This window comes from Palleronia abyssalis, assembly GCF_900302445.1.
GTDB classification, from domain to species: Bacteria; Pseudomonadota; Alphaproteobacteria; order Rhodobacterales; family Rhodobacteraceae; genus Palleronia; species Palleronia abyssalis.
In genome coordinates this window covers 223,486-246,512 of record NZ_ONZF01000001.1, presented here as the reverse complement: position 1 = coordinate 246,512, position 23,027 = coordinate 223,486, and the positions used below count along the sequence as shown (strand labels likewise).

Genomic DNA, 23,027 nt, shown 5'->3' with positions numbered 1-23,027 from the left:
CGATCCAAAGGGCAGGCCAGTTTTACGGTCCAATTCCGCGGGTTGATCTGACGACCTGCCATGCAGGGCGGAACTACCCGAACTGAACTGTATTTCCCCCCCCCCGTTTTGAAACCCGCCGCCCCGGGAACGAAAAAAGGGCGCCCCGGTGGGGACGCCCTTCGTAAGACGCATGGAGGTCCGATCAGCAGATCGACATCACCTTCGCGCGGTCCTCGGCCACGTCGTACCGGTCCAGCATCATCACTTTGTGCCACGCGGCGACAAAATCCTTGACCAGGCGTTCCTCGCCATCGGCCGCGGAATAGACCTCGGCGATCTGGCGCAGCTGGGAATTGGCCCCGAACACCAAGTCGCAGCGCGTGGCGGTGAACTTCACCTGACCCGTGTTACGGTCCTTGATGTCGAACAGCATCTCGCGCGCGTCCTGCGGCGCCCATTCGTAATCCATGCTGACCAGCACCTTGAAGAAGTCGTTCGACAGGGTGCCTGGACGGTCGGTGAAGACGCCATGCGCGCCGCCGTCGTAGTTCTGGTTCAGCACGCGCAGGCCACCGGTCAGCGCGGTCCATTCCGGCGCGTTCAGCTTCAACAGCGCCGCCCGGTCGAGGAAGATGTGCTCGGGCGCCACGTTATATCCGACACGGGTGTCGTGATAGTTGCGGAAGCCGTCCGACACGGGCTTCAGCCAGTTGAAGCTTTCGGCATCGGTCCATTCTTCGCTGGCGTCGGTGCGCCCGGGGATGAAGGGCACGGTGACGTCGTACCCGGCGGGCTTCGCGGACGCCTCGACTCCTGCGCAACCCGCCAGCACGATCAGGTCGGCCAGCGAGATCTTCGCAGCCCCCTTGGCGTCGAAGTCGGACTTCACTCGGCCCAGCGTTTCCAGAACGCGGGCGGTCATGGCGGGGTCGTTCACGTCCCAGTCCTTCTGCGGCGCGAAACGAATGCGCGCACCGTTGGCCCCGCCGCGCTTGTCGGAATCGCGATAGGTCGAGGCCGAGGCCCAAGCCACCGCGATCAGCTCGCGCGCGGGCAGACCGGTGTCGAGACACGCGCGCTTCAGCTCGGCCACCTGCGCGTCGTCGACCGGCGGGTGGTCCACGTCGGGCACGGGATCCTGCCAGATGAAGGTGCCGCCCTTGCGCGGACCCATCCAGCGATCGGTCGGTCCCATGTCGCGGTGGATCAGCTTGTGCCACGCTTTCGAGAATTCCTCGGTGAAGTAGTCGAAGTCCTTCAAAAACGCCTCGCAGATCTCGCGGTATTTGGGGTCGACCTTGAACGCGATATCCGAAGTCATCATCATCAGGGGGTTCATCTTCCCCTCGACATGGGCGTCGGGTGTCTTGGGGGCGTTCGGGTCGGTGGGCTGCCACTGAACCGATCCGGCGGGGCTTTCGGTCTTCTCCCATTCGAACTTGAACAGGTTTTCCAGATAGTCGTTGTCCCAGCGCGTCGGGTTCGGCGTCCACGAGCCCTCGATCCCGTTGGTCATGGTGAACTCGGCATTGCCGGGACCTTCGGGATTGTGCCAGCCCAGGCCCTGCTCGGACATCTTGGCACCTTCCGGCGCCGCGCCGATCTTGTCGGCGGATACCGCACCGTGCGACTTGCCGAAGGCGTGCCCTCCGGCGATCAGGGCAACGGTTTCCACGTCGTTCATCGCCATGCGCGAGAATGTCTCGCGGATGTCGCGGGCGCTGTCGTAGGGGTTTCCGTTGCCGTTCGGGCCTTCGGGGTCAACATAGATGATCGACTGATGGGACGCGCCCAGGGGATTCTCGAGGTCGTAGTATTCCTCCTGTACGTCGCCTTCCCAGCGGATGCCGCGATTGACCATCTCCTCGGGGTGGCCGGCGCGGGGATCGGCTGGCGTTTCGGTGGGCAGCTCGCCCATCCAGCCCTCGGGCCCCCAATAGGTGGCGCGGTCAGGCTCCCAAGCGTCGAGGCGGCCGAACGCGAAGCCCTGGATCGGCAGACCCATGTCCTCCAGCGCGACGGTGCCGGCCAGCATCATCAGGTCGGCCCAGCTGACGCCCGCGCCGTATTTCTGCTTCAGGGGCACCAGCAGGCGGCGCGATTTGTCGGTGTTGCCGTTGTCCCACCACGAGTTGATCGGCGCGAAGCGCTGCATCCCTTCGCCCGAGCCGCCGCGCCCGTCGGCGATCCGGTAGGTCCCGGCCGAGTGCCACGACATCCGCACCATCTGCGGGCCGTAATCGTCGTAGTCGGCAGGCCACCAATCGATGGGGGTGTGCAGAAGCGCGCGCATGTCTTCCCACAGCGCGTCGAAATCAACCTTCTCGAACTCTTTCGAGTAGTCGAAATGCGGCCCGAACGGGTTCGCTTGCGCAGGGTTCTGGTGCAGAAGCTCGACCTTCAGGCGGTTCGGCCACCAATGGTCCAGCTGCGGCTCGGAGCCCAGAGCCCCACCGATGCGCGTGCCGCGGAACGGGCACGCGCCCGGTGTAGCTGCATGATCTTTCATGTCGGAAATGTCCTTGGATTGGTCAGGTCAGGGCCGGAGGGGACGTGCGTTCATCCCGATTGGCATTGGCTTTCAAACTAGGTCAAATGGCTGGAACGGCTACGGGTGCGACAACACCGCGCGTGCGTTTTGGCCAATAAAAAAAGGCCCCCACCACGTCAGGGTGGCGGGGGCCGTGGATGGACCGGATGCCCTTAAATCAGGTCGAACCGATCGGCGTTCATGACCTTGGTCCAAGCGGCGACGAAGTCGCGGACGAATTTCTCGCCATGGCCGTCCTGCGCATAGACCTCCGAGATCGCCCGAAGTTGCGAGTTCGAGCCGAAGACCAGGTCGCAGCGGGTGCCGCGCCATTTCTCTTCGCCGGTCTTGCGGTCGCGCGCGACATAGGTGGTGGCGCCTTCGGATTCGGGCTTCCACTCGATCCCCATGTCCAAGAGGTTGACGAAGAAGTCGTTCGTCAGCTGCCCCGGACGATCCGTCAACACGCCGTATTGCGAATGATCCGTGTTCGCGTCCAACGCACGCAGACCGCCCACCAGCACCGTCATCTCGGGCGCGGTCAGCGTCAGAAGATGCGCGCGGTCGACCAGAAGCTCCTCGGGCGAGACCGTGTAGCTTTTGTCCTGATAGTTGCGGAACCCGTCGGATTTCGGCTCCAACGGCTCGAAGCTTTCGGCATCGGTCTGCGCCTCGGTGGCGTCGGCACGGCCCGGGGTGAAGGGCACCTCGATGTCATACCCGGCGTCCTTCGCGGCCTTCTCGACCGCGGCGGTGCCGCCCAGCACGATCATATCGGCAAGCGAAACCGGCTTGCCGAATTTCGACCGGATGCCGTCCAGAACCTGAAGCGTGTTCGCCAGGCGTTGGGGATCGTTCACCTCCCAATCCTTCTGGGGGGCCAGACGGATGCGCGCGCCGTTGGCACCGCCCCGCTTGTCCGACCCGCGGAAGGTCGAGGCCGAGGACCACGCGGCGTGGACGAGATCCTTCAGCGGCAGCCCGCTGGACAGGATCTGGTCAGCCAGCTCCTTCACGTCGGCGTCTCCGATCACCTCGTGCTCCCACGCGGGAACGGGGTCTTGCCAGATCAGGTCCTCGGACGGCACCTCGTCGCCCAGATAGCGAACCTTGGGCCCCATGTCGCGGTGGGTCAGCTTGAACCACGCGCGGGCATAGGCGTCGGCGAAGGCCTGTGGGTCGTCGCGGAACCGCTCGGAAATCTCGCGATAGATCGGATCGGCCAGCAGCGCGAGGTCGGTGGTGAACATCATCGGTTGATGCGACTTGCCGGGGTTGTGCGCGTCCGGCACGGTACCCGCACCCGCATCGCCCTTGGGCTTCCACTGCACGGCGCCGGCGGGGGATTTCGTCTGCTCCCATTCGTACTTGAACAGGGTCGCGAAATAGCCGTTGTCCCACGCGGTGGGCTTTTCCGTCCACGCACCCTCAAGCCCCGAGGTCACGGTGTGTTCGCCATGCCCGGTCTCGTAGGGGTTCTTCCAGCCGAAGCCCATGTCTTCCATCGCGCCGCCCTCGGGCTCGGCGCCCAGGATAGTGGCGTCGCCGTTGCCGTGGGCCTTGCCAAAGGTGTGGCCACCGGCGATCAGCGCGACGGTCTCCTCGTCGCCCATGGCCATCCGGCCGAAGGTCTCGCGGATGTCATGCGCCGACTTCTCGGGGTTCGGATCGCCGTCCGGGCCTTCGGGGTTCACGTAGATCAGGCCCATCTGCACCGCGGCCAGGGGGTTTTCCAGGTACCGTCCCTCGGACTGGTCGCCATAACGCGCCTTGCCGTCCAGCCAGGTGTCTTCCATGCCCCAGTAGATGTCTTCCTCGGGCTCGAAGATGTCCTCGCGACCGCCGCCATAGCCGAAGGTCTTGAAGCCCATCGTCTCCATCGCGACGTTACCGGTCAGGATGAACAGGTCGGCCCAGCTGATGGAATCACCGTATTTCTTCTTGATCGGCCACAGCAGGCGACGCGCCTTGTCCAGGTTGCCGTTGTCGGGCCAAGAGTTCAGCGGCGCGAAGCGCTGCGAGCCGCTGGACGAGCCGCCGCGCCCGTCGGCCGTGCGGTAGGTGCCCGCGCTGTGCCACGCCATGCGCACGAAGAAGGGGCCGTAATGCCCGTAATCGGCCGGCCACCAGTCCTGGCTGTCGGTCATCAGCTGGGCAAGGTCGGCCTTCATGGCCTTCAGGTCCAGTTTCGAGAACGCCTCGCGATAGTTGAAGTCCGGGTCCATCGGCTGCGTCTGCGGCAGGTTCTGGTGCAGGATCTTCAGGTTCAACTGGTTCGGCCACCATTCGCGGTTGGACCGGCCGCGATTGGTCACGTGGCTGGTCGCGCCATGCATCACGGGGCAGCCGCCGGGATTGTCGGATCCGTCCATCATGTTCGTTCTCCCAAGGTATGAGGCCACGGTCGTGGCCGGTTTGGAATCGTTATAACCTGTGAGTGCGATCAGTTTAAGTTGCGTCTGCCTATGATTGCGATAATCAAAGGTTATGGCGACACCCACATTGAAGCAGATGCGCTATTTCGAGGCGCTGGCCCGGCACGGGCATTTCGGTCGCGCGGCAGAGGTCTCGGCGATCTCTCAGCCCGCGCTTTCCGTGCAGATCAAGGAGCTTGAGGCGACCCTCGGCACCCCGCTGTTCGAGCGGGGGCCGCGCACGCTGCGTCTGACGGCCTTCGGCGAAGCCTTCCGCCCCCGCGTGGCCGAGATCCTGCGCGCGGTGGACGATCTTGCGGATCTGGCCCGCGTCGCGAAGGGCGGGCTTCAGGGAAGCCTGCGGCTGGGTATCATCCCAACGGTCGCGCCTTACATTCTGCCGCACATCATGCGGTACCTGTCGCGCCATTTCCCCCAGATCGAGGTCGATATCCGCGAAACCACGACCGCTCAGCTTCTGGACGAGTTGAAAGAGGGGCGGATCGACACCGCCATCGTGGCGCTTCCGGTGTCGGAACCCGCGATCGAGGAGGTCGAGCTGTTCTCGGAATCCTTCGTCCTCGTCCGCCCCGAGGCCGACGCGGATCGGCCCATGCCAGACCGGGCTACCTTAAGAGAAATGCGGCTTCTGCTGCTGGAGGAAGGCCACTGCTTTCGCGATCAGGCGCTGTCCTTTTGCGAGATCGACGCCGGAAGCTCGACCCGGGGGCTGGATGCAACATCGCTGTCGACTCTGGTCCAGATGGTCGGCGCGGGGATGGGGGTGACGTTGATCCCCGAAATGGCGGTCGGGGTCGAAACCCGCAGCGCCCCCATCGCCGTCGCCCGGTTCGCCCCGCCCGAGCCCACGCGCACCATCGGCATGATCTGGCGGCGTAGCACCCCGCTGGCCGGTCAGCTATCCACACTGGCTGACGGGATCCGCGACGCACATCAAGCGTTCCAGCGCACCGACCCGACGCCCGCGACGTCATAGCCCCCCATCGCCTTGGCCCGGTCGCGGAAGACGGGGCCGCGGCAGAAGGCCATGAAAGCCTGCATCGGCGCGTCGAACCAGGCGCGGCGGTCGACCAGAAGATCGAACCGCTCCTCGGTCAGGGGCACAAAGGACAGATCGTGAAGCTGCGCGATCGCGGCCAGACCCAGCGTGGCATCGGCGTCACCTCGCGCGACGGCCTCGACCGCCTCGGTCTCGGTCCTTGCGGTATCGGTCAGGATCGGCGCGTCTGGGGCCAGCCCGTCGCGCGCCGCCAGCGCGGCGAACAGAAGGGCTGTTCCGGACCCGTCCTGCCGGGGGGCGACGCGTTTGCCGGCCAGGTCGGCCATGCCCGCGATCCCCGATCCCTTCGGGATCACCAACCCCTTGCTGCGCCGCGCGAACCCAACGAGGACCGCGTTGGCCCCGGCGCAGGCCTGCGCGACCGACGGCACGTTCCAGTCGTCGCTGTCCTGGTCGTAAAGATGCAGCCCCGCCGCCACGCCTTCGCCCTGCACGAACCGCGCCAGCCCGTCGCCCGAGCCATCGAAGAACGTGGCCAGCCCCGACCCCGAGGCCCGGATCGCCCAGTCCAGAAGCGGATCGTGACTGCCCAGCACGATCGGGGGCCGCGCGGCAGTTGGCGCAGGGGCGGGCGCACCGCTGCTGGCCCCTTCGATCCAGGCCCGGATTTCGGCCCGGGGGAACAGAAGCTTTCCGGTGGCGCGCGAACAGGGGACGGACCCGTTCGCGGCCATGTCATAGACCTTGCGCTCCTTCACACGCAGAAGCTCGGCCAGTTCCTTGACGGTCAGGAATTCGGGGGCATCAGCCATTGTCGTCGGGGGCATTGGAGTCCGTGGCGTTTGGAAAGAACAGTTGTTGCCCGTCGACTTGGTAGGCGCCGATGGCCTCCTGTCCCTCGGCCGACAGAAGCCAGTCCGTGAAGGTCTGGGCCGCGTCGGCATTCACGCTGGGGCAGGCCTCGGAGCTGACGGGGATCACGCCGTACTGGTTGAACAGATCCTCATCGTCCTCGACCGCGATCTCGTAGTCCTGCTTGTTGCCGAAGCTGATCCACGTCGCGCGGTCTGTCATCACGTATGCGCCCATGCCGATCCCCGCGTTCAACGTCGCGCCCATGCCCGACCCGGTCTCGCGGTACCACTGACCCGAGGCGGCGGCGGGGTCGACGCCGGTGTCGGACCACAGCGCCAGTTCCTTCTTGTGGGTGCCGGAATCGTCGCCGCGCGAGGCGAACATCGCGTTCTCTTCGGCGATCTGCGTCATCGCGTCTTGCGCGTCGGTCATCCCCGCCACGCCAGCGGGATCGTCAGCAGGGCCTACAATGATGAAATCGTTATACATCAGGTCCGTCCGTTCGGTCCCGAACCCGTCGGCGACGAACGCCTCCTCGGCCGGTTTCGCGTGAACCAGAAGCACGTCGCCGTCGCAGTTGCGCGCGTTCTGGATCGCCTGGCCCGTGCCCACGGCGACGACGTTCACGTCGATCCCGGTCTGCTCCTCGAACATCGGCAGCAAGTAGTCGTAAAGGCCGGAATTGGCGGTCGAGGTGGTCGATTGCACGATAATGGACCCCTCCTGCGCCATTGCAGGCGCGGCCATCAGGATCAGGGCGGGGACCAGTTTCAGGGACATGCGTTCCTCCTTTGGGGGTCAGACGACGATCCGCCCGGCGAGGAAATCCCGCGCGGGCTGTGAGCTTGGGGTGGGAAAGAAGCGGTCGGCGGGGGCGTGTTCGGCCACGCGGCCGCGATGCAGGAACACCACGTCATCGGCCATGCGCCGGGCCTGGCCTGTGTCGTGGGTAACGAAGAGGATGCGCATGCCGCGATCGCGGGCTTCCGCCACGATCCGCTCGATCGCCAGGGTCGATGCGGGATCGAGGCTGGCCGTCGGCTCGTCCAGCAGCAGCACCTCGGGGTCCGTAGCCAGAGCGCGGGCCAGCGCCAGCCGCTGCCGCTCGCCCCCGGATAGCCGCCGTGCGGGGGTGCGTGCCTTGTCGGCAAGGCCCACATGATCCAGCAGCTCGACCACGCGGCCTCGATCCCCGCCCCGGGCGCGCAGCACGAAGTCCAGGTTCTGCGCAGCCGACCGGCGCAGAAGCACCGGCGTCTGGAACACCAGCGCTTGGCGCGCCGTGGCTGCCGGGGCACGGGTGCCGTTCCACGAAACTTCGCCCGCGTCGGGCGTCAACAGCCCGTGCAAAGCCTTCAGAAGCAGGCTTTTGCCGGCCCCGTTGGGTCCCATCACCACGGTGCATCCGCCCGCCGTCAGGCGCAGGTCGATCCCGTCCAGCACGGCGTCCCCGCCCAGCGACAGGCGCAGGCCGGTGACCGACAGGGGCAGCAGGGGCCGGGGCGCGTCGCTGATGCCGGCCATGTCCATGGTGAGGTCAGACATGGGCCCCCCGCGCAGCGGCCGAAACGCGCAGTCCCTGCACCCCCGCATTCACGGCGAAAGACAGCGCCAGCAGCACGATCCCCAGCGCCAGGGCCAGCGCCAGTTCTCCCTTCGAGGTTTCCAGGGCAATGGCTGTGGTCATCACCCGCGTCAGGTGGTCGATATTGCCGCCAACGATGATGACCGCGCCGACCTCGGCCACGGCGCGGCCGAACCCCGCCAGACCCACGGTCAGAAGGGTGAAACGTCCATCCCACAGAAGTGCGCCCACTGTCTGCATCCGCGTCAGGCACAGGGACCGGAATTGTTCGGCATATTCGCTGTGCAGATCCTCCAACGCCTGCCGGGCCAGCGCTGCGACGATGGGGGTGATCAGGATCGTCTGCGCGATGATCATTGCCGTGGGGGTATAAAGCAGGCCAAGGAATCCCAGCGGCCCGGAACGCGACAGATGCAGATAGACCAGAAGCCCCACGACCACGGGGGGCAGCCCCATCAGGGCGTTCATCGCGACCAACACGGCCCCGCGGCCCGGGAAACGTCCGATAGCCACCAGCGCACCCAGGGGCAGGCCCAGCACGCAGGCCAGCATCGTGGCCGACAGGCTGACGCGCAGCGACAGGGCCACGATCTCGATCAGATCTGCGTCGCCCGACAAAACTAGTGCGATCGCCAGCGAGAGAGACTCTGCAAGATCTTGCATAATTTCCGTACTTTCGGAAGAATCGTCACGGCATGCGCAGTATGGGACACAGGCGCATGAGATCAAGGGCCGTTCGAGCCTCAAGTCCGATCGGCTTGATCCATGCATGCTGATGAAGGCGGGCCGCGCGCGGCGTTTCGCTGTTCTAGGTGCCCGGTCCGGTCACCCGGCAGAACGCGCTGCGGGCCTGCAACTGGCGGCACAGCGCGCGCGCTTCGGCGCCGTCGGCGGTGACGATCAGGGCCGACAGACGGGCGCGGCTGGCAAAGCCGGGCAGGGTCTTCTCGACGATCTCGATCCGGCGGGTACCGATCACACCGCCATTTTCACGCCGGACCTTGTCGACGAAATTCTCGACCGTTGCGCGGCGGCGGCCGGCGGCGACGATGACGCCCCATTCCGGCGGCGGCGGGACAGCAGGGGCGAAGCTTTTGAAGGTGCGGGTTGCGGCCTGGGCGCGGCAGGCCTCTCCGAATTGCGTGTCGGGGGCCAGGGCATAGTCCACATCCTCGGGCGGGCTGTCGCGCCAGCTACGCGCAGGGTGGCCGGTGATGATCTGGACATAGGCCCGCGTCTCCCCCGGCAGGGGGCGGTCGTCCGCGACGAAATCGGCCGCACGCGCCTCGCCCGCGTTGTAGGCGGCCGCGGCCAACCCTTCGTTTCCGTACATCCGTGTCAAGTCCGCCAGGTAGTCGGCCGAGGCCCGGATGGCGTCCACCGGGTTGAACGGATCCTTCAGCCCGCGCAGATCCGCCGTGCCGGGCATGAACTGCGCGATGCCTTGCGCTCCCGCCGGGCTGACCGCCGCCGCATCGAACAGGCTTTCCTGCCACAACAAGCGCGCAAACCACCCAGGGTCGATATCGGCACTGTCGGCGGCGCCTTCGATCTCGCGGCAGACGTCGTCGGTATAGCTGTCGAGGCGAATGCAGGCGCTGCCGTCGGCGGCGCAGCGTTCCTGCGGCGGTCGGGCGCGCGGTCGCTCGGTCGCGACAGCGGCCTGGGACAGAACGAGAAACAGAAGAAGAAGCGCGCGCATGGGCGCAAGGGTAGGGCGGCCGAAGCCGCCCGACCAGTATTCAGAACGTATACGTTACCGAGGCTTGCAGGCGGTCCACGTCAAAATCGCCGTTGCCGAAGGTGTCGCGGGTGCCGTGGAAGTATTCCAGGCCGATCACCGTATCCTCGACCACTTCGTAATCGGCGTTCAGGTGGAGCGAGCTCAGGTTCTCGGTATCCGCATCGCCCCCACGCTCGTTGTCGCGCCAGCCGTAGATCGCGCGCACGGTCAGCTTGTCGCCGATGCTTTGGGCCAAGCCCACATAGGCGGATTGCTGTTCGATTGCATCGCCGTCGGAATCAACGTCCGCGCCCAGGAAGACCAGGTAGGACGCGATCCCCTCGCCGTAGGTATACGCGGCGTCCAGCGTCGCACCTTCCCACAGCTGAACGGTGGTCGAGAGGTTGAAGCCGTAGATGTCCTCATCGTCGTCATCCCCGGTCTCGACACTGCCGTACAGTCCCGACAGGCGCAGCAGAAGCGGGTCGGTGTCGTAGGCGATGGCGGCAATGGCGACCGGATCGTTCGAAACCTCGTCGTTGTGCTCCTCCAGCGCCAGTTGCAGCTGGTAGTTGCCGAACTCGTGGGTATAGCGGATCTGTTCCTGCCGGGCGAAGGGGATTCCGGCGACGCCCTGGAAGTCAAGCGTAATGGGGTACGAGCTGATCGGCATGAACGTCGTCCAGTCCTTGCCGACGAGGAACCCCAGATAGGTGAAGTTGGCGTGGCGCACGCGCGGCTCGAACGGGTTTTCCGTGCCGAAGGCTCCGGCGCCGCCGTAGAAGTCGACCTCGATCTGGGTGCCGAAATCGCCAAGGCTCGTTTCCGTGGTCGAGCGCACGCCGATCCGCGTCTGCTGCGCGGTGGCGTTGAAGTAGGTGTCACCGTCATCGTCGGTGATGCCGACCAGCGGGAAGGTGGTGTTGCCCAGTTCGGCCCCGAAATCGAGGACCGCGTCCAGCTTGAAATAGCCGTAAAGCTCGATCGTGGTGCCGGACCCGTTGCTGAAGGACAAGGGTTCTTCCTGGGCCAGAGCAGGCAGCGCGGCAGCCGAAGCCCCCAGAAGAGCGGTCGTGCGGAGAACTGAATGAATGCGTGACATGGAACTTACCTTGGGGAATCGGAGAACTGTCCAAATGGACAGCCCCATCGTGCGCCTCTTCTGCGGGAAACCGAAGTGGCCCCGTCAATTCACATCGCGTCGTCGCAATTTTGCCACAAATGCCGAGGGGGCTCAGACCCGGGCAAGCGGCATCTCGAAGGTGAAGACCGTCTCGGCCGGCGAGGAGCGCGCGGTGAGGCTGCCGTCATGCGCCTCTGCGATGCGCGACGCGATATGCAGACCCAGGCCAAGGCCCTGGCTGCGCGTGGTTTCTCCGCCGCGGCTGTAGGGTTCGAAAAGGCGCTGTATCCGGTGTTCCGGGATCGGCTCGCCGCTGTTGCCGACCTCGATCCGGAGCATACCGTCGACGGTATGGGCCATCAGACGAACGGGCGAGTCGGACGCACCATGGGTGGTTGCGTTGGCCAGCAGGTTCGAGACCAGTTGCCCGATCCGGCCCGGATCGCAATGGACCTTCTGGGGGATGTCGATGGATGTCTCGATTCGGCGTGACATCCCGATCTCGATCTCGTGCGCCAGATCGGTCAGCATTTCGGCCAAGTCCACTTCCGGGGTCCGCTCCAGCTGGATTCGCCCGCCAAGGCGACCCCGGGTGAAATCCATGAGGTTCTGGATCAGGGCCGACATCCGCAGCACGGATTTCTGCATCTCGGCGATGATCTGTTCCTGACGGGCCGCGTCGGCGCGGGGCAGCATGCGCAGACCCGCGGATAGGGCGGAGACCGGGTTCCTCAGGTCGTGGCCGATGACGCCGATGAACTCCTCGCGCAGGCGGCTGGATTCGACCACTTGCGACATCTCGCTTTCGTTCGCACGGGCGCGGCGATTGGCGCCGATCTCTGAAGCGATGAGGTCGGTGAACAGACCGAGCATATCCGCGAACGGCCCGTCCGAAAGTGCGCGCGCCTGGGGATCCATCAGGCATAGCGTGCCGAAAAGCGATCCGTCCGACATGGTGATCGGAACCGAGATGAAGCTGCGGAAGCCGTGGGTCCCGACCACAGCCTTGCTGGCCTTGTCGGGGTGGTCGCGTATGTCGTCGATGACGATGGTCTTGCCCGAACGGTCCACGTCCTCGCAGATCGTTTCGCGCAGATCCAGGGCGTCGCCGGTGCTGGGGCCGATGCCGGTCTCGTCCTGGGTGGCGCAGGCGACCCAGCGTGTATCGGTCACGCGCGCGATGGCGGCGAATTTCATGCCAGTCGTGGCGATGCACACCTGCAGCAGGCGCGGGACCTGCGCGATCGACTGGATGTCCTCGACATCGGATGGCGTGGTGTATTCGTCGGAAGGGGCATTGGCACGCAAATTTCGCGCTCCGGGTCTGAGAAAGGTCAGGACTAGCAATGATTAACAGTATCTCAAAGCATGGCGGGGCATGCAAACCGCGGTGCTCGACCTGTGCGGTTCGGCCGCATTGCCATACGTCAAAGACGAAGAAGGCCCCGCCGAAGCGGGGCCTGAACCATGATCCCTTATCCGGGATCAGTCCTGAAGGTCGGACTTTTCCTGAACGGCGGGCTGGTCGGTCCGCTGTTCGACCTCGGTCTCGGTTTCGTCCAGCTGGGCGGCCCCGATATCGTCGAACAGTTCCTGGATCTCGAACTCTGCCGCGGCTTCTTCCTCGGCGGCAAGCTCCTGGATGGATTTGCCCTGCTTCTGAAGCTCGGCCTCTTCGGGGGACCGAGCGACGTTCAGCTCGATCTCGACCTCGACCTCGGGGTGCAGGGTCACGGTCGCCTTGTGCAGGCCCAGATCCTTGATCGGTGCGCCCAGCGCCACCTGGCGGCGGTCCACGTCGAAGCCCTGCTCCTGCGCGGCCTCGGCCACGTCGCGGGTCGACACGGAGCCGTAGAGCGCCCCGCCATCGGAGGCGGCGCGGATCACGACGAACTGCTGACCTTCAAGCTGCTCGGCCAGGGCCTGCGCTTCCTGCTTGGTCTCTTCGTTGCGAGCCTCGAGGTTGGCTTTCTGCGCTTCGAAAGCGTCGACGTTGGCCTTCGAGGCCCACAGCGCCTTTTTCTGCGGCAGCAGATAGTTGCGCGCGTAGCCTTCCTTGACGGTGACGACTTCGCCCATGTTGCCAAGCTTGGAGACGCGTTCCAGTAGGATGACGTTCATTGCCATTGGTCTGACTCCTTACTTCACGGCATAGGGAAGAAGGGCGAGGAACCGGGCGCGCTTGATGGCACGGGCGAGTTCACGCTGCTTCTTCGCCGACACGGCGGTGATACGGGAGGGCACGATCTTGCCACGCTCGGAGATGTAGCGCTGCAGCAGACGGGTGTCCTTGTAGTCGATCTTCGGCGCGTTGTCGCCCGAGAAGGGACAGACCTTGCGACGGCGGAAAAACGGTTTTGCGGCCATTTCGGGGTCTCCTTCTTAGCGGCGGGGACGGCGATCGTCACGATCGTCGCGCTTTTGCATCTGCACCGAGGGGCCTTCCTCGTGCTCATCGACCTTGATGGTCATGACGCGCATGACGTCGTCATGCAGGCGCATCAGGCGCTCCATCTCCTGCACCGCGGGGGCAGGGGCGTCGGTGCGCAGAAAGGCATAGTGGCCCTTGCGGTTCTTGTTGATCTTGTAGGCCATCGTCTTGACGCCCCAGTATTCCTGCTCGACCAGCTTGCCGCCGTTGTCGGTCAGGATGGCGCCGAAATGTTCGATCAGTCCCTCGGCCTGCGTGTTCGACAGGTCCTGGCGGGAAATGAAGACATGCTCGTAAAGCGGCATGGCTTTTCCTTATGTTCAGGGCGCATTTCAAAGACCGGGCGTGATCTTCCGCGTCCCGGTCACGAGAGTCTGCGCCGTTCGAAGATGCGTCGCGGAAGTGGGCGGGCCATACAGTCTATCGCGCTGGCATGCAAGCCGCCCGGAAATGGGCCGCAAACCGTCCCGGGGCCGCCCCGATTGCGCCAAGATCATCGTCGAGAGTTGGTCCTACATTGATTTAGGGGATTTCCATGGGCGTGTTCCAGCATTTGACGGACGCGTTCCGGGCGCCGAAGGTTCGGCGCATGACCCAGATGCCGGGGCTTATCGTCATCGGCAGCGGTGGTCCGTCCGGGGCGATGGCACGCGTGATCGAAGGGGGATGCCTTGTGGGCGCTACCGCGATGGTGTCGGGGGCCGGCCTGATCGCCGTAATGCTGTCCGGTGGGGGGCGTGCCCTTGATCCGGGCATGATCCTGTCGGTGGGCTTGTGCAGCTTTGCCGGTGCGGCGGTGTTGGCGCGGATCGGCTACCTCGGGATGCGCCGCGAGACGGTCATAGATTCCCTCGACCGGGAATTGCGACAGCATCGGGTGACCGCGCGCGGTCGGGTCAGTGTCATACGCCGCATTCCCATGGACGGGATCGAAAGCGTGTTCATCAAGCGCGGCGCGGAGGGTGTCGCCGCCCACCTGATGGCGCGGCTGCCCAATGGCACCTGCGTGGAGATCGGGACGGCCCCGCCTGTTGTGCTGGAGCGTGTCCATGCCCAGATCGTGGCCGCCATCAGCCATATCCCCTCGCCCCAAGTCATGCCCCGCCGGCCAAATCGGGCTGCGCACCGCAATCGTGACGTGGTGGGGGCCTGACTGTTCGATTGCGCACCAATCCTGTTCGGTGGCTTGCGATTTACGCACGGTACCAGTCAACTAAACCATTGGGCAATGCAACCAACTCCAGGAAATTGCCCATGACCCGCCTGACCATCGCCGCAGCACTTGCCGGAACGCTGGCCCTTGCACTGCCCGCCACTGCCGACCCCGTCACCTATGACGTGGACGAGAGCCACACCCAGATCGTGTTCTCCTACAACCACTTGGGCTTCTCGACCGGATACGGCATGTTTTCCGGCTTCGACGGCACCATCGAATACGACGCCGAGGATCCGGCGGCCTCCTCCGTCGAAGTCGCGTTTCCCGTCCGCTCCATGCTGACAGGCTGGGAAGCCAGGTTCGAACATTTCATGTCCGACGATTTCTTCGGCGCGTCCGAGGATGACATGGTCACCTTCACCTCTACCGGGATCGAAGTGACGGGCGAAGACACGGCGCTGATCACCGGCGATCTGTCGATGAACGACGTCACTCAGGAAGTCGTTCTGGACGCCACCCTCCTTCAGGACGCGCAGCACCCGATGGAAGGCAAGCCCTGGATCGGCCTGACGGCGACGACCACCGTCCTGCGCTCGGACTTCAACGTCGGCGGCTTCGCACCCGCCGTATCGGACGAGGTGCAAATCGACATCTCGATCGAGGCTGGAGAGGCCACGCAGGCCGACGGTTGATTTCGGACGGGCGGCCGCCGGATGGCCGGCCGCCCGAACCCCTGACCCTTGTACGACCGATGTAAAATGCGGTCAGATTGTCATGACCGACGGCGCCCAACCCGGGCTCGCACCGCGGGACTGCTTTACTTCAGATAATAATTCAGCACTTTTTCCCGCGTGGACATTGCGGGCCCATTTGCGCGTCGTCCGCGATAAGATCCGGGCTTCGGAACGGGTCGGATTCTGCCTGGCGTGCCGGGGAGCGTCCTGCTTATCCTCGACATCACCCGCTAGGCGCGATCTGCAGATATTACACGGTGGATCGCGTAGGCGGTTCTTTCGTAACTCTGGCCTCAGGATCCAACGATCTGAGGGAATGATTCACCGCGGGAAAATCAAAGCGGCGGCGTATCTGATCTGTCTGTCTGAGGGACACACGGATGGGGCGTCTGAAGCCATATTTTCTGAAGGCCGACGGGGGACCTGATCGTGATACCCGATGTGCCCTGAACAGAATTGCCGTGACGACCGCAATGGCCTGCTTCGACGGAATGCGCCTTCGTACTGCGGACCGCACAGAAAGCTCGACACCCGCCGGAAGCGCTTTTCTGAAGAGGGCGTTTTCATCCCGATGCTGGTCGGGATGGTTGTTTGGTCCGCCGAAAGACGGTCATGATCGACGCCGCCCACCTGAAGGCCCACCGAACGGCGTCCAGCATGGGCTTCGTAAAGGGGCAGTGACCGCCTGATCGGCAGAGCCGAGGGCGGCTTGAACACCAAACTTCATGCTATCATCGGCAGCCAGGGGCGTCCGTTTGACCTGTTTGTTACCGCCAGGCAGGGCAGCACTCCCATTAGAGCGCACACTCAGTAGCCCACCAAATGTCGAATAACTGTCGGAGACCGTATCTACGGTTCCGCCTGCATCCCCGGCCGATAGCAACGCAAGACAGCCCTGAAATACGACAAACGCGGATACAAACGGCGCGGCGCATCGAGACCGTGTGGGGTCGTTTGGGGGACTGGTGACGGTTGGCGAGCCGTTATGGCCGCTGCACAAAGGTAGTCTTCTCTCCGACCGTTCTGGCAGCAATCGTCATCCCGTGGCTATGAGGCCGAAGCCTGGGTGCAGGAGGTTCTCGGCCGGACTGATATGACCGGGCCTTGACCTTGGAAAGCCCTGACATGCTGCGGAATGCAGGATCTTCAGCTTGTTCACCTTCCGCCTCTTCGGTGTTTCCGGACCCAAAGCCCATCAGACTGTCACTGTTTTCACGAGGAGGGAGACGGCCTGGCCGAACGCCATTGATCCAGACGACTGGTTCTAGCGCGGGGAGGCAGCACAACAGCTCTTGAACCAGAAGTCCCGGAAGCCGGTACGGTCTCACCGGGGGGCGGGCAATGGAAGCGATCGTCCGCCAGGGTGTCACTCGGCGCGCGTGGCCGTCAGGGTGACCCGCACCGGCACGTCCAGCCCCAGCGTACCGGCATCCTGCGACTCGCCAATGCCGAAGGACAGGCGGTCGAGGGTCGTCTCCCCCTCCATCCGGGCGGTGTCGCCGTCGATGGTCAGGGTGAAGGGCAGGGTGACGTCGGTGCTTTCCCCGGCGAGGGACAGGGGGCCGGTGGCCACGTATCCGTCACCGTCTGGCGTTATCGCCCCCTCGAACACAGCTTCCGGGTGGTCTTCGGCCGCGAAATACGCCGGACCCAGCGCTTGTTCGGTGGCCGACCCCAGCGTGAGGGAGAAGACATCGACCCGCACCGTGACCTGCCCTTCGCCGGTTTCCTCGGAGAAATCGATATCGGCGGACCATTGGCCGAAGCCGCCGTCGACGGCATTGCCAAACTGCATGACCTCGATCGCCAACGACCCCGATTGCACGGTCCAGTTGCCCGCTCCGGCCGTGGGGCCGGACGCTTGCGCCTCGGGCCGGACCAGCGAATCGGCCGACAGACCCACCACCGCGACGGCCGCCAGGGTATAGAGGGCCGCCGCCGCGGGCAGGGCGGGCCCGGTGCGATGAGGCGCGGCGCCGCCGGCCTCCGTCCGGCCGAACCACATGCGTCTCAGCGTGGGGTCGCGGTCGAGGACGTGGTGCTTCAGCGCGCCCGCGATATGGAGGACAATTGCGATGGCCAGCATCCAGTTCGCCAGCCAATGCGCGGTCGAGGCGATGGCGGCGACGGCCTCATTCTCGACCAGGCCGGGCAGGTTCTGCGGGAATGGCCACCAGATCGGCGCGAACCCTTCGGTGGCCGCATGGGTGATCCAGCCCGACAACGGGATCACCACAAGCGAGGCGTAGAGGACCCAATGCACAAGCTCGGCGGCGAAGGTCTCGGCCGTGCGGTCGGGATGCAGATGGGCCGGTTTCTGCTGCGTCACGGCCCAGAGGATGCGCAGGATCGCGACTGCGAAGATCGCGAGGCCCAGCGTCTTGTGGATGGTGAAGACCTGCGCCTTCAGCGCCAGTTGCGTCTCGGGCGAAAGATCCTGTGCGATCAGGCCCAACGCGATGTTGGCGAAGATCAGCAGGGCGGTCAGCCAGTGGAACGTCTTCGTCACGGTGCCGTAGCGGCGGGCAGTGTTCGTCATCGGCACGTCGGGATCCTCCGGTTCGTCGTATTTACCCTACGGCGGGATCGCCGCGGCCGATACGCGCGGGGCCGCGCAGATTTTGTGCGCTGTTTGCCAGTCGCTGTCGCGGGTTATATGGACCGTCGGAACGAAAAAGCGGAGGTTGGAATGGCGTTGGCATTGGTGTTTCCCGGGCAGGGGGCGCAGACGATCGGCATGGGACGCGATCTGGCGGACGCCTATCCCGAGGCAAAAGGGGTCTTCGACGAGGTCGATGCGGCCCTGGGTGAGGATCTGTCGCGCACGATCTGGGAGGGCGACCAGGAGACGCTGACCCTGACCGCGAACGCGCAACCTGCGCTGATGGCAACGTCGCTGGCCGCGCTGCGCGCGCTCGAGGCCGAGGGCTTCGATATCGACCGTATCGAATTCGTGGCGGGCCATTCGCTGGGTGAATATTCCGCACTGGCCGCCGCAGGGGCGCTGTCGATCCCCGACGCCGCCCGGCTGCTGCGCCTGCGCGGGCAGGCGATGCAAGAGGCCGTTCCGGTGGGCGAAGGGGCCATGGCGGCGTTGCTGGGGCTGGATTTCGCCCAGGCGGATGCGGTGGCGAAGAAGGCCGCCGGCGATCAGGTGTGTCAGGCGGCGAATGACAACGATCCCTCGCAGGTCGTCGTCTCGGGTCACCGCGCGGCGGTCGAGCGGGCGGTGGAACTGGCCAAGGAGGCGGGTGCCAAGCGGGCGGTCATGCTGCCCGTCAGCGCCCCGTTCCACTGCGCATTGATGCAGCCTGCCGCCGACCGCATGGCAGAGGCGATCGCCGATGTGCGCATCGGACGGCCCCGGGTGCCGGTGGTGACCAACGTGACCGCCGCGCCTCAAAGCGACCCTGAGGAGATCAAGCGCCTGCTGGTGCAACAGGTCACCGGCGCGGTCCGCTGGCGCGAGTCGGTCGCGGCGATGGCGGCCGCAGGTGTTACCGAGATCTGGGAGGTGGGCGCCGGCAAGGCGTTGTCTGGCATGGTCAAACGGATCGACCGCAGCATCGCGCTGCGCGCCGTGGGCACGTCGTCCGACGTCAAGGCAGCTTTGGGCAAGGGAGAGTGAGATGTTCGATTTGACGGGAAAGGCGGCCCTCGTAACGGGCGCGTCGGGGGGACTTGGGGCCGATATCGCACGGGCGCTGCACGAGTCGGGCGCGACGGTCGGCCTGTCGGGCACGCGCGAGGATCCGCTGCGGGCGCTGGCCGAGGAACTGGGCGAGCGTGCTCATGTTCTGCCGTGCAACCTTGGCGATTCCGAAGCGCTGAAGGCACTGCCCAAACAGGCGGTCGAGGCGATGGGGTCTCTGGATATCCTGGTGAACAATGCCGGGATCACGCGCGATCAGCTGATGCTGCGCATGTCGGACGACGATTGGCAGGCGGTCCTGGACGTGAACCTCGGTGCGGTCGCCAAGCTCAGCCAAGCGGTCCTGCGGTCGATGATGAAGGCGAAATGGGGGCGGATCGTCAATATCTCGTCCGTCGTGGGCGCCATCGGCAACCCCGGGCAGGCGAATTACGCGGCTGCCAAGGCGGGGATGGTCGGCTTTTCCAAGTCGCTTGCGCAAGAGGTGGCCAGTCGCGGAATCACCGTCAACTGCGTGGCGCCGGGCTTCATCGCCACGGCCATGACCGACAAGCTGACCGACGACCAGAAGACCCAGCTTCTGAACAAGATTCCGGTCGGTCGCATGGGCGAAGCCGACGAGGTTGCGGCCGCCGTGGTCTATCTGGCCAGCCGCGAGGCATCCTACGTCACCGGCACGACGCTTCATGTGAATGGCGGTATGGCAATGCTCTGAGGGGTGCGGCGTTTTCGTTTGCGGTGCCGGGGCTGTATGCTATAGGCGGCGAACTTTATTGCTCGCCGCGCCGGTCGCCTGCGCGGCGATGCCTTGTAAATGACACGGCGACGGATCAGATTTCGCCCAGAGGGGCACGGTTTTTCGGGCCTGCCCGAAGCTAGAGAAGGAAAGACCATGAGCGACAACGACATCGAAAAGCGCGTCCGGAACAAGGTCGTCGAGCATCTGGGCGTCGAAGAGGAGAAGGTGACCGAGAACGCCTCGTTCATCGACGATCTCGGCGCAGACAGCCTCGACACGGTCGAGCTGGTCATGGCCTTCGAGGAAGAGTTCGGGATCGAGATCCCCGACGATGCCGCCGAGAACATCCAGACCTTCGGCGATGCCGTGTCCTATATCAAGCAGGCCGTCTGAGGCCGCTTTTCCGTCCCATCAGGACGACGTTCGGGCGTGCCTCCTTGCCGGGGGTGCGCCCGTTCCGTTTGGCGCGCCGCGAAGGACCGCCGAACGGCCGCGTCCCTCTTTCAACCGGGGGGCGGCTTGTGTATCAGGCCTGCGGGTCAACGGTCCATGAGCAGAACACCGATTTGAGCAGAACACCGAGCGGGGAATGAAGATGCGGCGGGTAGTCATCACGGGAATGGGCATGGTCTCGCCGCTGGCGAGCGGCGTCGAGGCAAGCTGGAGCCGCCTTCTGGACGGTGTGTCAGGGGCCGGTACCATCACGCAATTCGACGCGGATCACCTGACGACCAACTATGCCTGCGAAGTGCCAAAGGGCGACGGGTCCGAGGGCACGTTCAACGCCGACGACTGGATGGAGCCGAAGGAACAACGCAAGGTGGACCAGTTCATCCTGTTCGGCATGGCCGCCGCCGACCAGGCGATCCGCGACGCGGGGCTGGGTGGCGAAAGCCCCGAGGAGCTTGAGCGCATCGGCGTCATGATCGGCTCGGGGATCGGGGGCCTGAGTTCGATCGCCGATACCGCCGTAATGATCAAGGAAAAGGGGCCGCGGCGCGTATCGCCGTTCTTCATTCCCGGATCGCTGATCAACCTGATCTCGGGGCAGGTGTCGATCCGCTATGGCTACAAAGGACCCAACCACGCGCCAGTCACGGCCTGTTCGACGGGCGCACACGCCATTGGCGACGCCTCGCGTCTGATTCAGTGGGGCGACGCGGACGTGATGGTTGCCGGCGGCGCCGAGGCCGCGATCTGCGAGATCGGGATCGCCGGCTTCAACGCGTGCAAGGCGCTGTCCACCAAGCATCGCGACGACCCCCAGGCTGCATCGCGCCCCTGGGATGCCGATCGGGACGGCTTCGTGATGGGCGAGGGCGCCGGCGTCGTCGTTCTGGAAAATTACGAGCGGGCGAAGGCGCGCGGCGCCACGATCTATGCCGAGGTGATCGGCTATGGTCTGTCGGGTGACGCGCATCACATCACCGCCCCGCCCCCCGACCATGAGGGGGCAGAGCGCGCGATGCGCGCGGCCGTCAAGCGCGCCGGGATCGACGTGTCGGAGATCGACTATGTGAACGCGCACGGCACCTCGACCATGGCCGACACGATCGAAATGGGAGCGGTGCAGCGGCTTTTGGGCGATGCGGCCGCGAAGGCGACGATGAGCTCGACCAAGTCCGCCACCGGGCACCTTCTGGGGGCCGCGGGGGCGATCGAGGCGATCTTCTCGATCCTCGCGATCCGCGATCAGGTGGCGCCGCCGACGCTGAACCTTGAAACCCCGCCCGACGATGCAGTGATCGACTTGGCCCCCCTGAAGAAGGTCGAACGGAAGATCGACGTGGCGTTGTCCAACTCGTTCGGGTTCGGGGGCACCAACGCGGCGCTTCTGCTGCGCAAGGTCGAAGGCTGATGTGGAAACATCTCGCCTCGAACGGACTGACCATGTTGGTCGTCGCGCTGGTCGCGGTGGCCGGGGTGATCGGATGGGGTGTGAACCAGTATCGCGAACCTGGGCCGCTGTCGCAGGCGATCTGTCTGCGAGTGGAGCCCGGAACCTCGTTCAACGCGGTATCGCGCGACTTGGAGAGCCAGGGTGCCGTCGGGTCTGCGCAGATCCTGCGGATGGGGGCGGATTACACCAAGAAATCCGGTGCGCTGAAGGCCGGGTCGTTCCTGGTGCCCGAAGAAGCCTCGATGGAAGAGATCGTGGACATCGTGACCCGCGGTGGGCAATCGACCTGCGGGACCGAGGTGGTCTATCGCATCGGCGTGCGTAGCGCCGAAGTCGAAATCCGCGAGCTGGATCCGGCGACGGGGCGCTTTGTCGAAGAAGCGGCCTTCGATCCGATGGCCGAAGAGGTTGAGGTTCCCGAAGCCTACACGCAGGTGCGCGATCAGTCCGACACCCGGTATCGCGTGGCCGTGGCCGAGGGCGTGACGTCGTGGCAGATCGTCGAAGCACTGAAGGCGGCGGATTTCATGGATGGAACGGTGGCCGAGCTTCCCGATGAGGGGCGGCTGGCGCCCGACAGCTATGAGGTGGGTGCGGGTGCGTCTCGGTCGAACCTGTTGGCCCGGATGGAAGCGCGCCAGGACGAGCGGCTGGCCGCGGCGTGGGACAACCGCGCGGACGGACTGCCTTACGACACGCCGGAAGAGGCGTTGATCATGGCCTCGATCGTCGAGAAGGAAACCGGCGTCGCCGAAGAGCGTCCGCAGGTGGCCAGCGTGTTCGTCAACCGCCTGCGCCAGGGCATGCGGTTGCAGACGGACCCGACGGTGATCTACGGGATCACCAACGGCGAAGGGGTTCTGGGGCGTGGCCTGCGCCGGTCGGAGCTGGATGCCGCGACACCCTACAACACCTACGTGATCGATGGGCTGCCGCCCACGCCCATCGCGAACCCGGGGCTGGACGCGATTGAGGCGGCGCTGGACCCGGCCACCACGGAGTATCTTTACTTCGTCGCCGACGGGACTGGGGGCCACGCCTTCGCGACGAACCTGTCGGACCACAACTCGAACGTCGCGCGGTGGCGCGAGATCGAGGCGCAGCGGGGCGCGAACCAGTAAGACATCGTTAAATGCGGGATTTGGGGCGGCCTTCGGGTCGCCCTTTTTCGTTTTCGGTCAA

General features: G+C 65.1%; 21 protein-coding genes and 1 pseudogene. 9 read left to right on the top strand and 13 right to left on the bottom strand.

Going from position 1 to position 23,027, the window contains the following annotated elements; translation table 11 throughout:
• Positions 1-184: 184 nt before the first annotated feature.
• Both katG (PAA8504_RS01230) and katG (PAA8504_RS01225) read right to left on the bottom strand, forming a co-directional pair.
• Positions 185-2,491, bottom strand: coding sequence for a catalase/peroxidase HPI (gene katG / locus PAA8504_RS01230; protein WP_108892348.1), 2,307 nt, complete (start codon positions 2,489-2,491; stop codon positions 185-187).
• Positions 2,492-2,685: 194 nt separating this feature from the next.
• Positions 2,686-4,884: a catalase/peroxidase HPI gene (gene katG, locus PAA8504_RS01225; protein WP_108892347.1), complete on the bottom strand. Its 2,199-nt coding sequence runs from the start codon at positions 4,882-4,884 to the stop codon at positions 2,686-2,688.
• A 115-nt stretch (positions 4,885-4,999) separates the two neighbouring features.
• On the opposite strand from katG (PAA8504_RS01225), the gene PAA8504_RS01220 reads away from it, so the two are divergent.
• The gene (locus PAA8504_RS01220; protein ID WP_108892346.1) at positions 5,000-5,923 is read left to right on the top strand and encodes a hydrogen peroxide-inducible genes activator; all 924 of its coding nucleotides are present in this window, start codon (positions 5,000-5,002) and stop codon (positions 5,921-5,923) included.
• On the opposite strand, the gene PAA8504_RS01215 is transcribed toward PAA8504_RS01220, so the two are convergent.
• The 10 genes from PAA8504_RS01215 to rpsF form a co-directional block, all read right to left on the bottom strand.
• Positions 5,881-6,774 carry a substrate-binding domain-containing protein gene (locus tag PAA8504_RS01215; RefSeq protein WP_245897476.1) on the bottom strand — a complete coding sequence of 298 codons (894 nt, stop codon included), beginning with the start codon at positions 6,772-6,774 and terminating at the stop codon, positions 5,881-5,883. The genes PAA8504_RS01220 and PAA8504_RS01215 overlap by 43 nt on opposite strands.
• A complete protein-coding gene (locus PAA8504_RS01210) occupies positions 6,752-7,582 on the bottom strand; it encodes an ABC transporter substrate-binding protein (protein WP_108892344.1) in 831 nt (276 codons plus the stop codon). Before PAA8504_RS01210 ends, PAA8504_RS01215 begins: the two co-directional genes overlap by 23 nt.
• Before the next feature lie 18 nt (positions 7,583-7,600).
• Positions 7,601-8,347 carry an ATP-binding cassette domain-containing protein gene (locus PAA8504_RS01205; RefSeq protein ID WP_108892343.1) on the bottom strand — a complete coding sequence of 249 codons (747 nt, stop codon included), beginning with the start codon at positions 8,345-8,347 and terminating at the stop codon, positions 7,601-7,603.
• Positions 8,340-9,050: a TupB family ABC transporter permease gene (locus PAA8504_RS01200; RefSeq protein WP_108892342.1), complete on the bottom strand. Its 711-nt coding sequence runs from the start codon at positions 9,048-9,050 to the stop codon at positions 8,340-8,342. The genes PAA8504_RS01205 and PAA8504_RS01200 overlap by 8 nt, the downstream gene beginning before the upstream one ends.
• 145 nt (positions 9,051-9,195) lie before the next feature.
• Complete coding sequence (locus tag PAA8504_RS01195; protein ID WP_108892341.1) at positions 9,196-10,089, bottom strand: lytic transglycosylase domain-containing protein; 894 nt, start codon at positions 10,087-10,089, stop codon at positions 9,196-9,198.
• A gap of 40 nt (positions 10,090-10,129) precedes the next feature.
• Positions 10,130-11,212 carry a DcaP family trimeric outer membrane transporter gene (locus PAA8504_RS01190; protein ID WP_108892340.1) on the bottom strand — a complete coding sequence of 361 codons (1,083 nt, stop codon included), beginning with the start codon at positions 11,210-11,212 and terminating at the stop codon, positions 10,130-10,132.
• Positions 11,213-11,344: 132 nt separating this feature from the next.
• On the bottom strand, positions 11,345-12,541 hold the full coding sequence (locus PAA8504_RS01185) for a sensor histidine kinase (RefSeq protein ID WP_108892339.1): 1,197 nt from the start codon (positions 12,539-12,541) through the stop codon (positions 11,345-11,347).
• A gap of 177 nt (positions 12,542-12,718) precedes the next feature.
• Positions 12,719-13,354 carry a 50S ribosomal protein L9 gene (gene rplI, locus PAA8504_RS01180; RefSeq protein WP_108892788.1) on the bottom strand — a complete coding sequence of 212 codons (636 nt, stop codon included), beginning with the start codon at positions 13,352-13,354 and terminating at the stop codon, positions 12,719-12,721.
• Positions 13,355-13,372: 18 nt separating this feature from the next.
• Entirely contained in the window at positions 13,373-13,600 is a 228-nt protein-coding gene (gene rpsR, locus PAA8504_RS01175) for a 30S ribosomal protein S18 (protein ID WP_005982441.1), read from the bottom strand.
• A 15-nt stretch (positions 13,601-13,615) separates the two neighbouring features.
• The gene (gene rpsF, locus PAA8504_RS01170) at positions 13,616-13,969 is read right to left on the bottom strand and encodes a 30S ribosomal protein S6 (protein ID WP_108892338.1); all 354 of its coding nucleotides are present in this window, start codon (positions 13,967-13,969) and stop codon (positions 13,616-13,618) included.
• A 230-nt stretch (positions 13,970-14,199) separates the two neighbouring features.
• Between rpsF and PAA8504_RS01165 the strand changes: the two genes are divergently transcribed.
• From PAA8504_RS01165 to PAA8504_RS01155, 3 genes and pseudogenes are all read left to right on the top strand, one after another.
• Positions 14,200-14,817, top strand: a complete 618-nt coding sequence (locus PAA8504_RS01165) for a hypothetical protein (RefSeq protein ID WP_108892337.1) — start codon at positions 14,200-14,202, stop codon at positions 14,815-14,817.
• 101 nt (positions 14,818-14,918) lie between these two features.
• A complete protein-coding gene (locus tag PAA8504_RS01160) occupies positions 14,919-15,512 on the top strand; it encodes a YceI family protein (RefSeq protein WP_108892336.1) in 594 nt (197 codons plus the stop codon).
• A 422-nt stretch (positions 15,513-15,934) separates the two neighbouring features.
• A pseudogene (locus PAA8504_RS01155) lies at positions 15,935-16,607 on the top strand (transposase family protein).
• A gap of 313 nt (positions 16,608-16,920) precedes the next feature.
• Here the strand turns inward: PAA8504_RS01155 and PAA8504_RS01150 are convergent.
• A complete protein-coding gene (locus PAA8504_RS01150) occupies positions 16,921-18,093 on the bottom strand; it encodes a bifunctional cytochrome b/YceI family protein (RefSeq protein ID WP_245897475.1) in 1,173 nt (390 codons plus the stop codon).
• 150 nt (positions 18,094-18,243) lie between these two features.
• Here PAA8504_RS01150 and fabD point away from each other — a divergent pair, with 150 nt between their 5' ends.
• The 5 genes from fabD to mltG all read left to right on the top strand — a co-directional run bounded on the left by fabD (position 18,244) and on the right by mltG (position 22,966).
• Positions 18,244-19,182: an ACP S-malonyltransferase gene (fabD, locus tag PAA8504_RS01145; RefSeq protein ID WP_108892334.1), complete on the top strand. Its 939-nt coding sequence runs from the start codon at positions 18,244-18,246 to the stop codon at positions 19,180-19,182.
• 1 nt (position 19,183) lies between these two features.
• Positions 19,184-19,921, top strand: coding sequence for a 3-oxoacyl-ACP reductase FabG (fabG, locus tag PAA8504_RS01140; RefSeq protein ID WP_108892333.1), 738 nt, complete (start codon positions 19,184-19,186; stop codon positions 19,919-19,921).
• Positions 19,922-20,098: 177 nt separating this feature from the next.
• Positions 20,099-20,338: an acyl carrier protein gene (locus tag PAA8504_RS01135; protein WP_108892332.1), complete on the top strand. Its 240-nt coding sequence runs from the start codon at positions 20,099-20,101 to the stop codon at positions 20,336-20,338.
• Between the two features lie 202 nt (positions 20,339-20,540).
• Complete coding sequence (fabF, locus tag PAA8504_RS01130) at positions 20,541-21,803, top strand: beta-ketoacyl-ACP synthase II (protein ID WP_108892787.1); 1,263 nt, start codon at positions 20,541-20,543, stop codon at positions 21,801-21,803.
• Positions 21,803-22,966 carry an endolytic transglycosylase MltG gene (gene mltG / locus PAA8504_RS01125; protein WP_108892331.1) on the top strand — a complete coding sequence of 388 codons (1,164 nt, stop codon included), beginning with the start codon at positions 21,803-21,805 and terminating at the stop codon, positions 22,964-22,966. Before fabF ends, mltG begins: the two co-directional genes overlap by 1 nt.
• The last annotated feature ends 61 nt before the right edge of the window (positions 22,967-23,027 follow it).

Coding starts and splice junctions, on each gene's coding strand:
- PAA8504_RS01205 (WP_108892343.1), bottom strand. CDS start 8,347: ATGTCTGACCTCACCATGGACATGGCCGGCATCAGCGACGCGCCCCGG.
- rplI (WP_108892788.1), bottom strand. CDS start 13,354: ATGAACGTCATCCTACTGGAACGCGTCTCCAAGCTTGGCAACATGGGC.
- PAA8504_RS01160 (WP_108892336.1), top strand. CDS start 14,919: ATGACCCGCCTGACCATCGCCGCAGCACTTGCCGGAACGCTGGCCCTT.
- fabF (WP_108892787.1), top strand. CDS start 20,541: ATGCGGCGGGTAGTCATCACGGGAATGGGCATGGTCTCGCCGCTGGCG.
- PAA8504_RS01190 (WP_108892340.1), bottom strand. CDS start 11,212: ATGTCACGCATTCATTCAGTTCTCCGCACGACCGCTCTTCTGGGGGCT.
- PAA8504_RS01215 (WP_245897476.1), bottom strand. CDS start 6,774: ATGCCCCCGACGACAATGGCTGATGCCCCCGAATTCCTGACCGTCAAG.
- rpsF (WP_108892338.1), bottom strand. CDS start 13,969: ATGCCGCTTTACGAGCATGTCTTCATTTCCCGCCAGGACCTGTCGAAC.
- PAA8504_RS01220 (WP_108892346.1), top strand. CDS start 5,000: ATGGCGACACCCACATTGAAGCAGATGCGCTATTTCGAGGCGCTGGCC.
- mltG (WP_108892331.1), top strand. CDS start 21,803: ATGTGGAAACATCTCGCCTCGAACGGACTGACCATGTTGGTCGTCGCG.
- PAA8504_RS01135 (WP_108892332.1), top strand. CDS start 20,099: ATGAGCGACAACGACATCGAAAAGCGCGTCCGGAACAAGGTCGTCGAG.
- fabD (WP_108892334.1), top strand. CDS start 18,244: ATGGCGTTGGCATTGGTGTTTCCCGGGCAGGGGGCGCAGACGATCGGC.
- PAA8504_RS01210 (WP_108892344.1), bottom strand. CDS start 7,582: ATGTCCCTGAAACTGGTCCCCGCCCTGATCCTGATGGCCGCGCCTGCA.
- katG (WP_108892348.1), bottom strand. CDS start 2,491: ATGAAAGATCATGCAGCTACACCGGGCGCGTGCCCGTTCCGCGGCACG.
- fabG (WP_108892333.1), top strand. CDS start 19,184: ATGTTCGATTTGACGGGAAAGGCGGCCCTCGTAACGGGCGCGTCGGGG.
- PAA8504_RS01150 (WP_245897475.1), bottom strand. CDS start 18,093: ATGACGAACACTGCCCGCCGCTACGGCACCGTGACGAAGACGTTCCAC.
- katG (WP_108892347.1), bottom strand. CDS start 4,884: ATGGACGGATCCGACAATCCCGGCGGCTGCCCCGTGATGCATGGCGCG.
- rpsR (WP_005982441.1), bottom strand. CDS start 13,600: ATGGCCGCAAAACCGTTTTTCCGCCGTCGCAAGGTCTGTCCCTTCTCG.
- PAA8504_RS01200 (WP_108892342.1), bottom strand. CDS start 9,050: ATGCAAGATCTTGCAGAGTCTCTCTCGCTGGCGATCGCACTAGTTTTG.
- PAA8504_RS01195 (WP_108892341.1), bottom strand. CDS start 10,089: ATGCGCGCGCTTCTTCTTCTGTTTCTCGTTCTGTCCCAGGCCGCTGTC.
- PAA8504_RS01165 (WP_108892337.1), top strand. CDS start 14,200: ATGGGCGTGTTCCAGCATTTGACGGACGCGTTCCGGGCGCCGAAGGTT.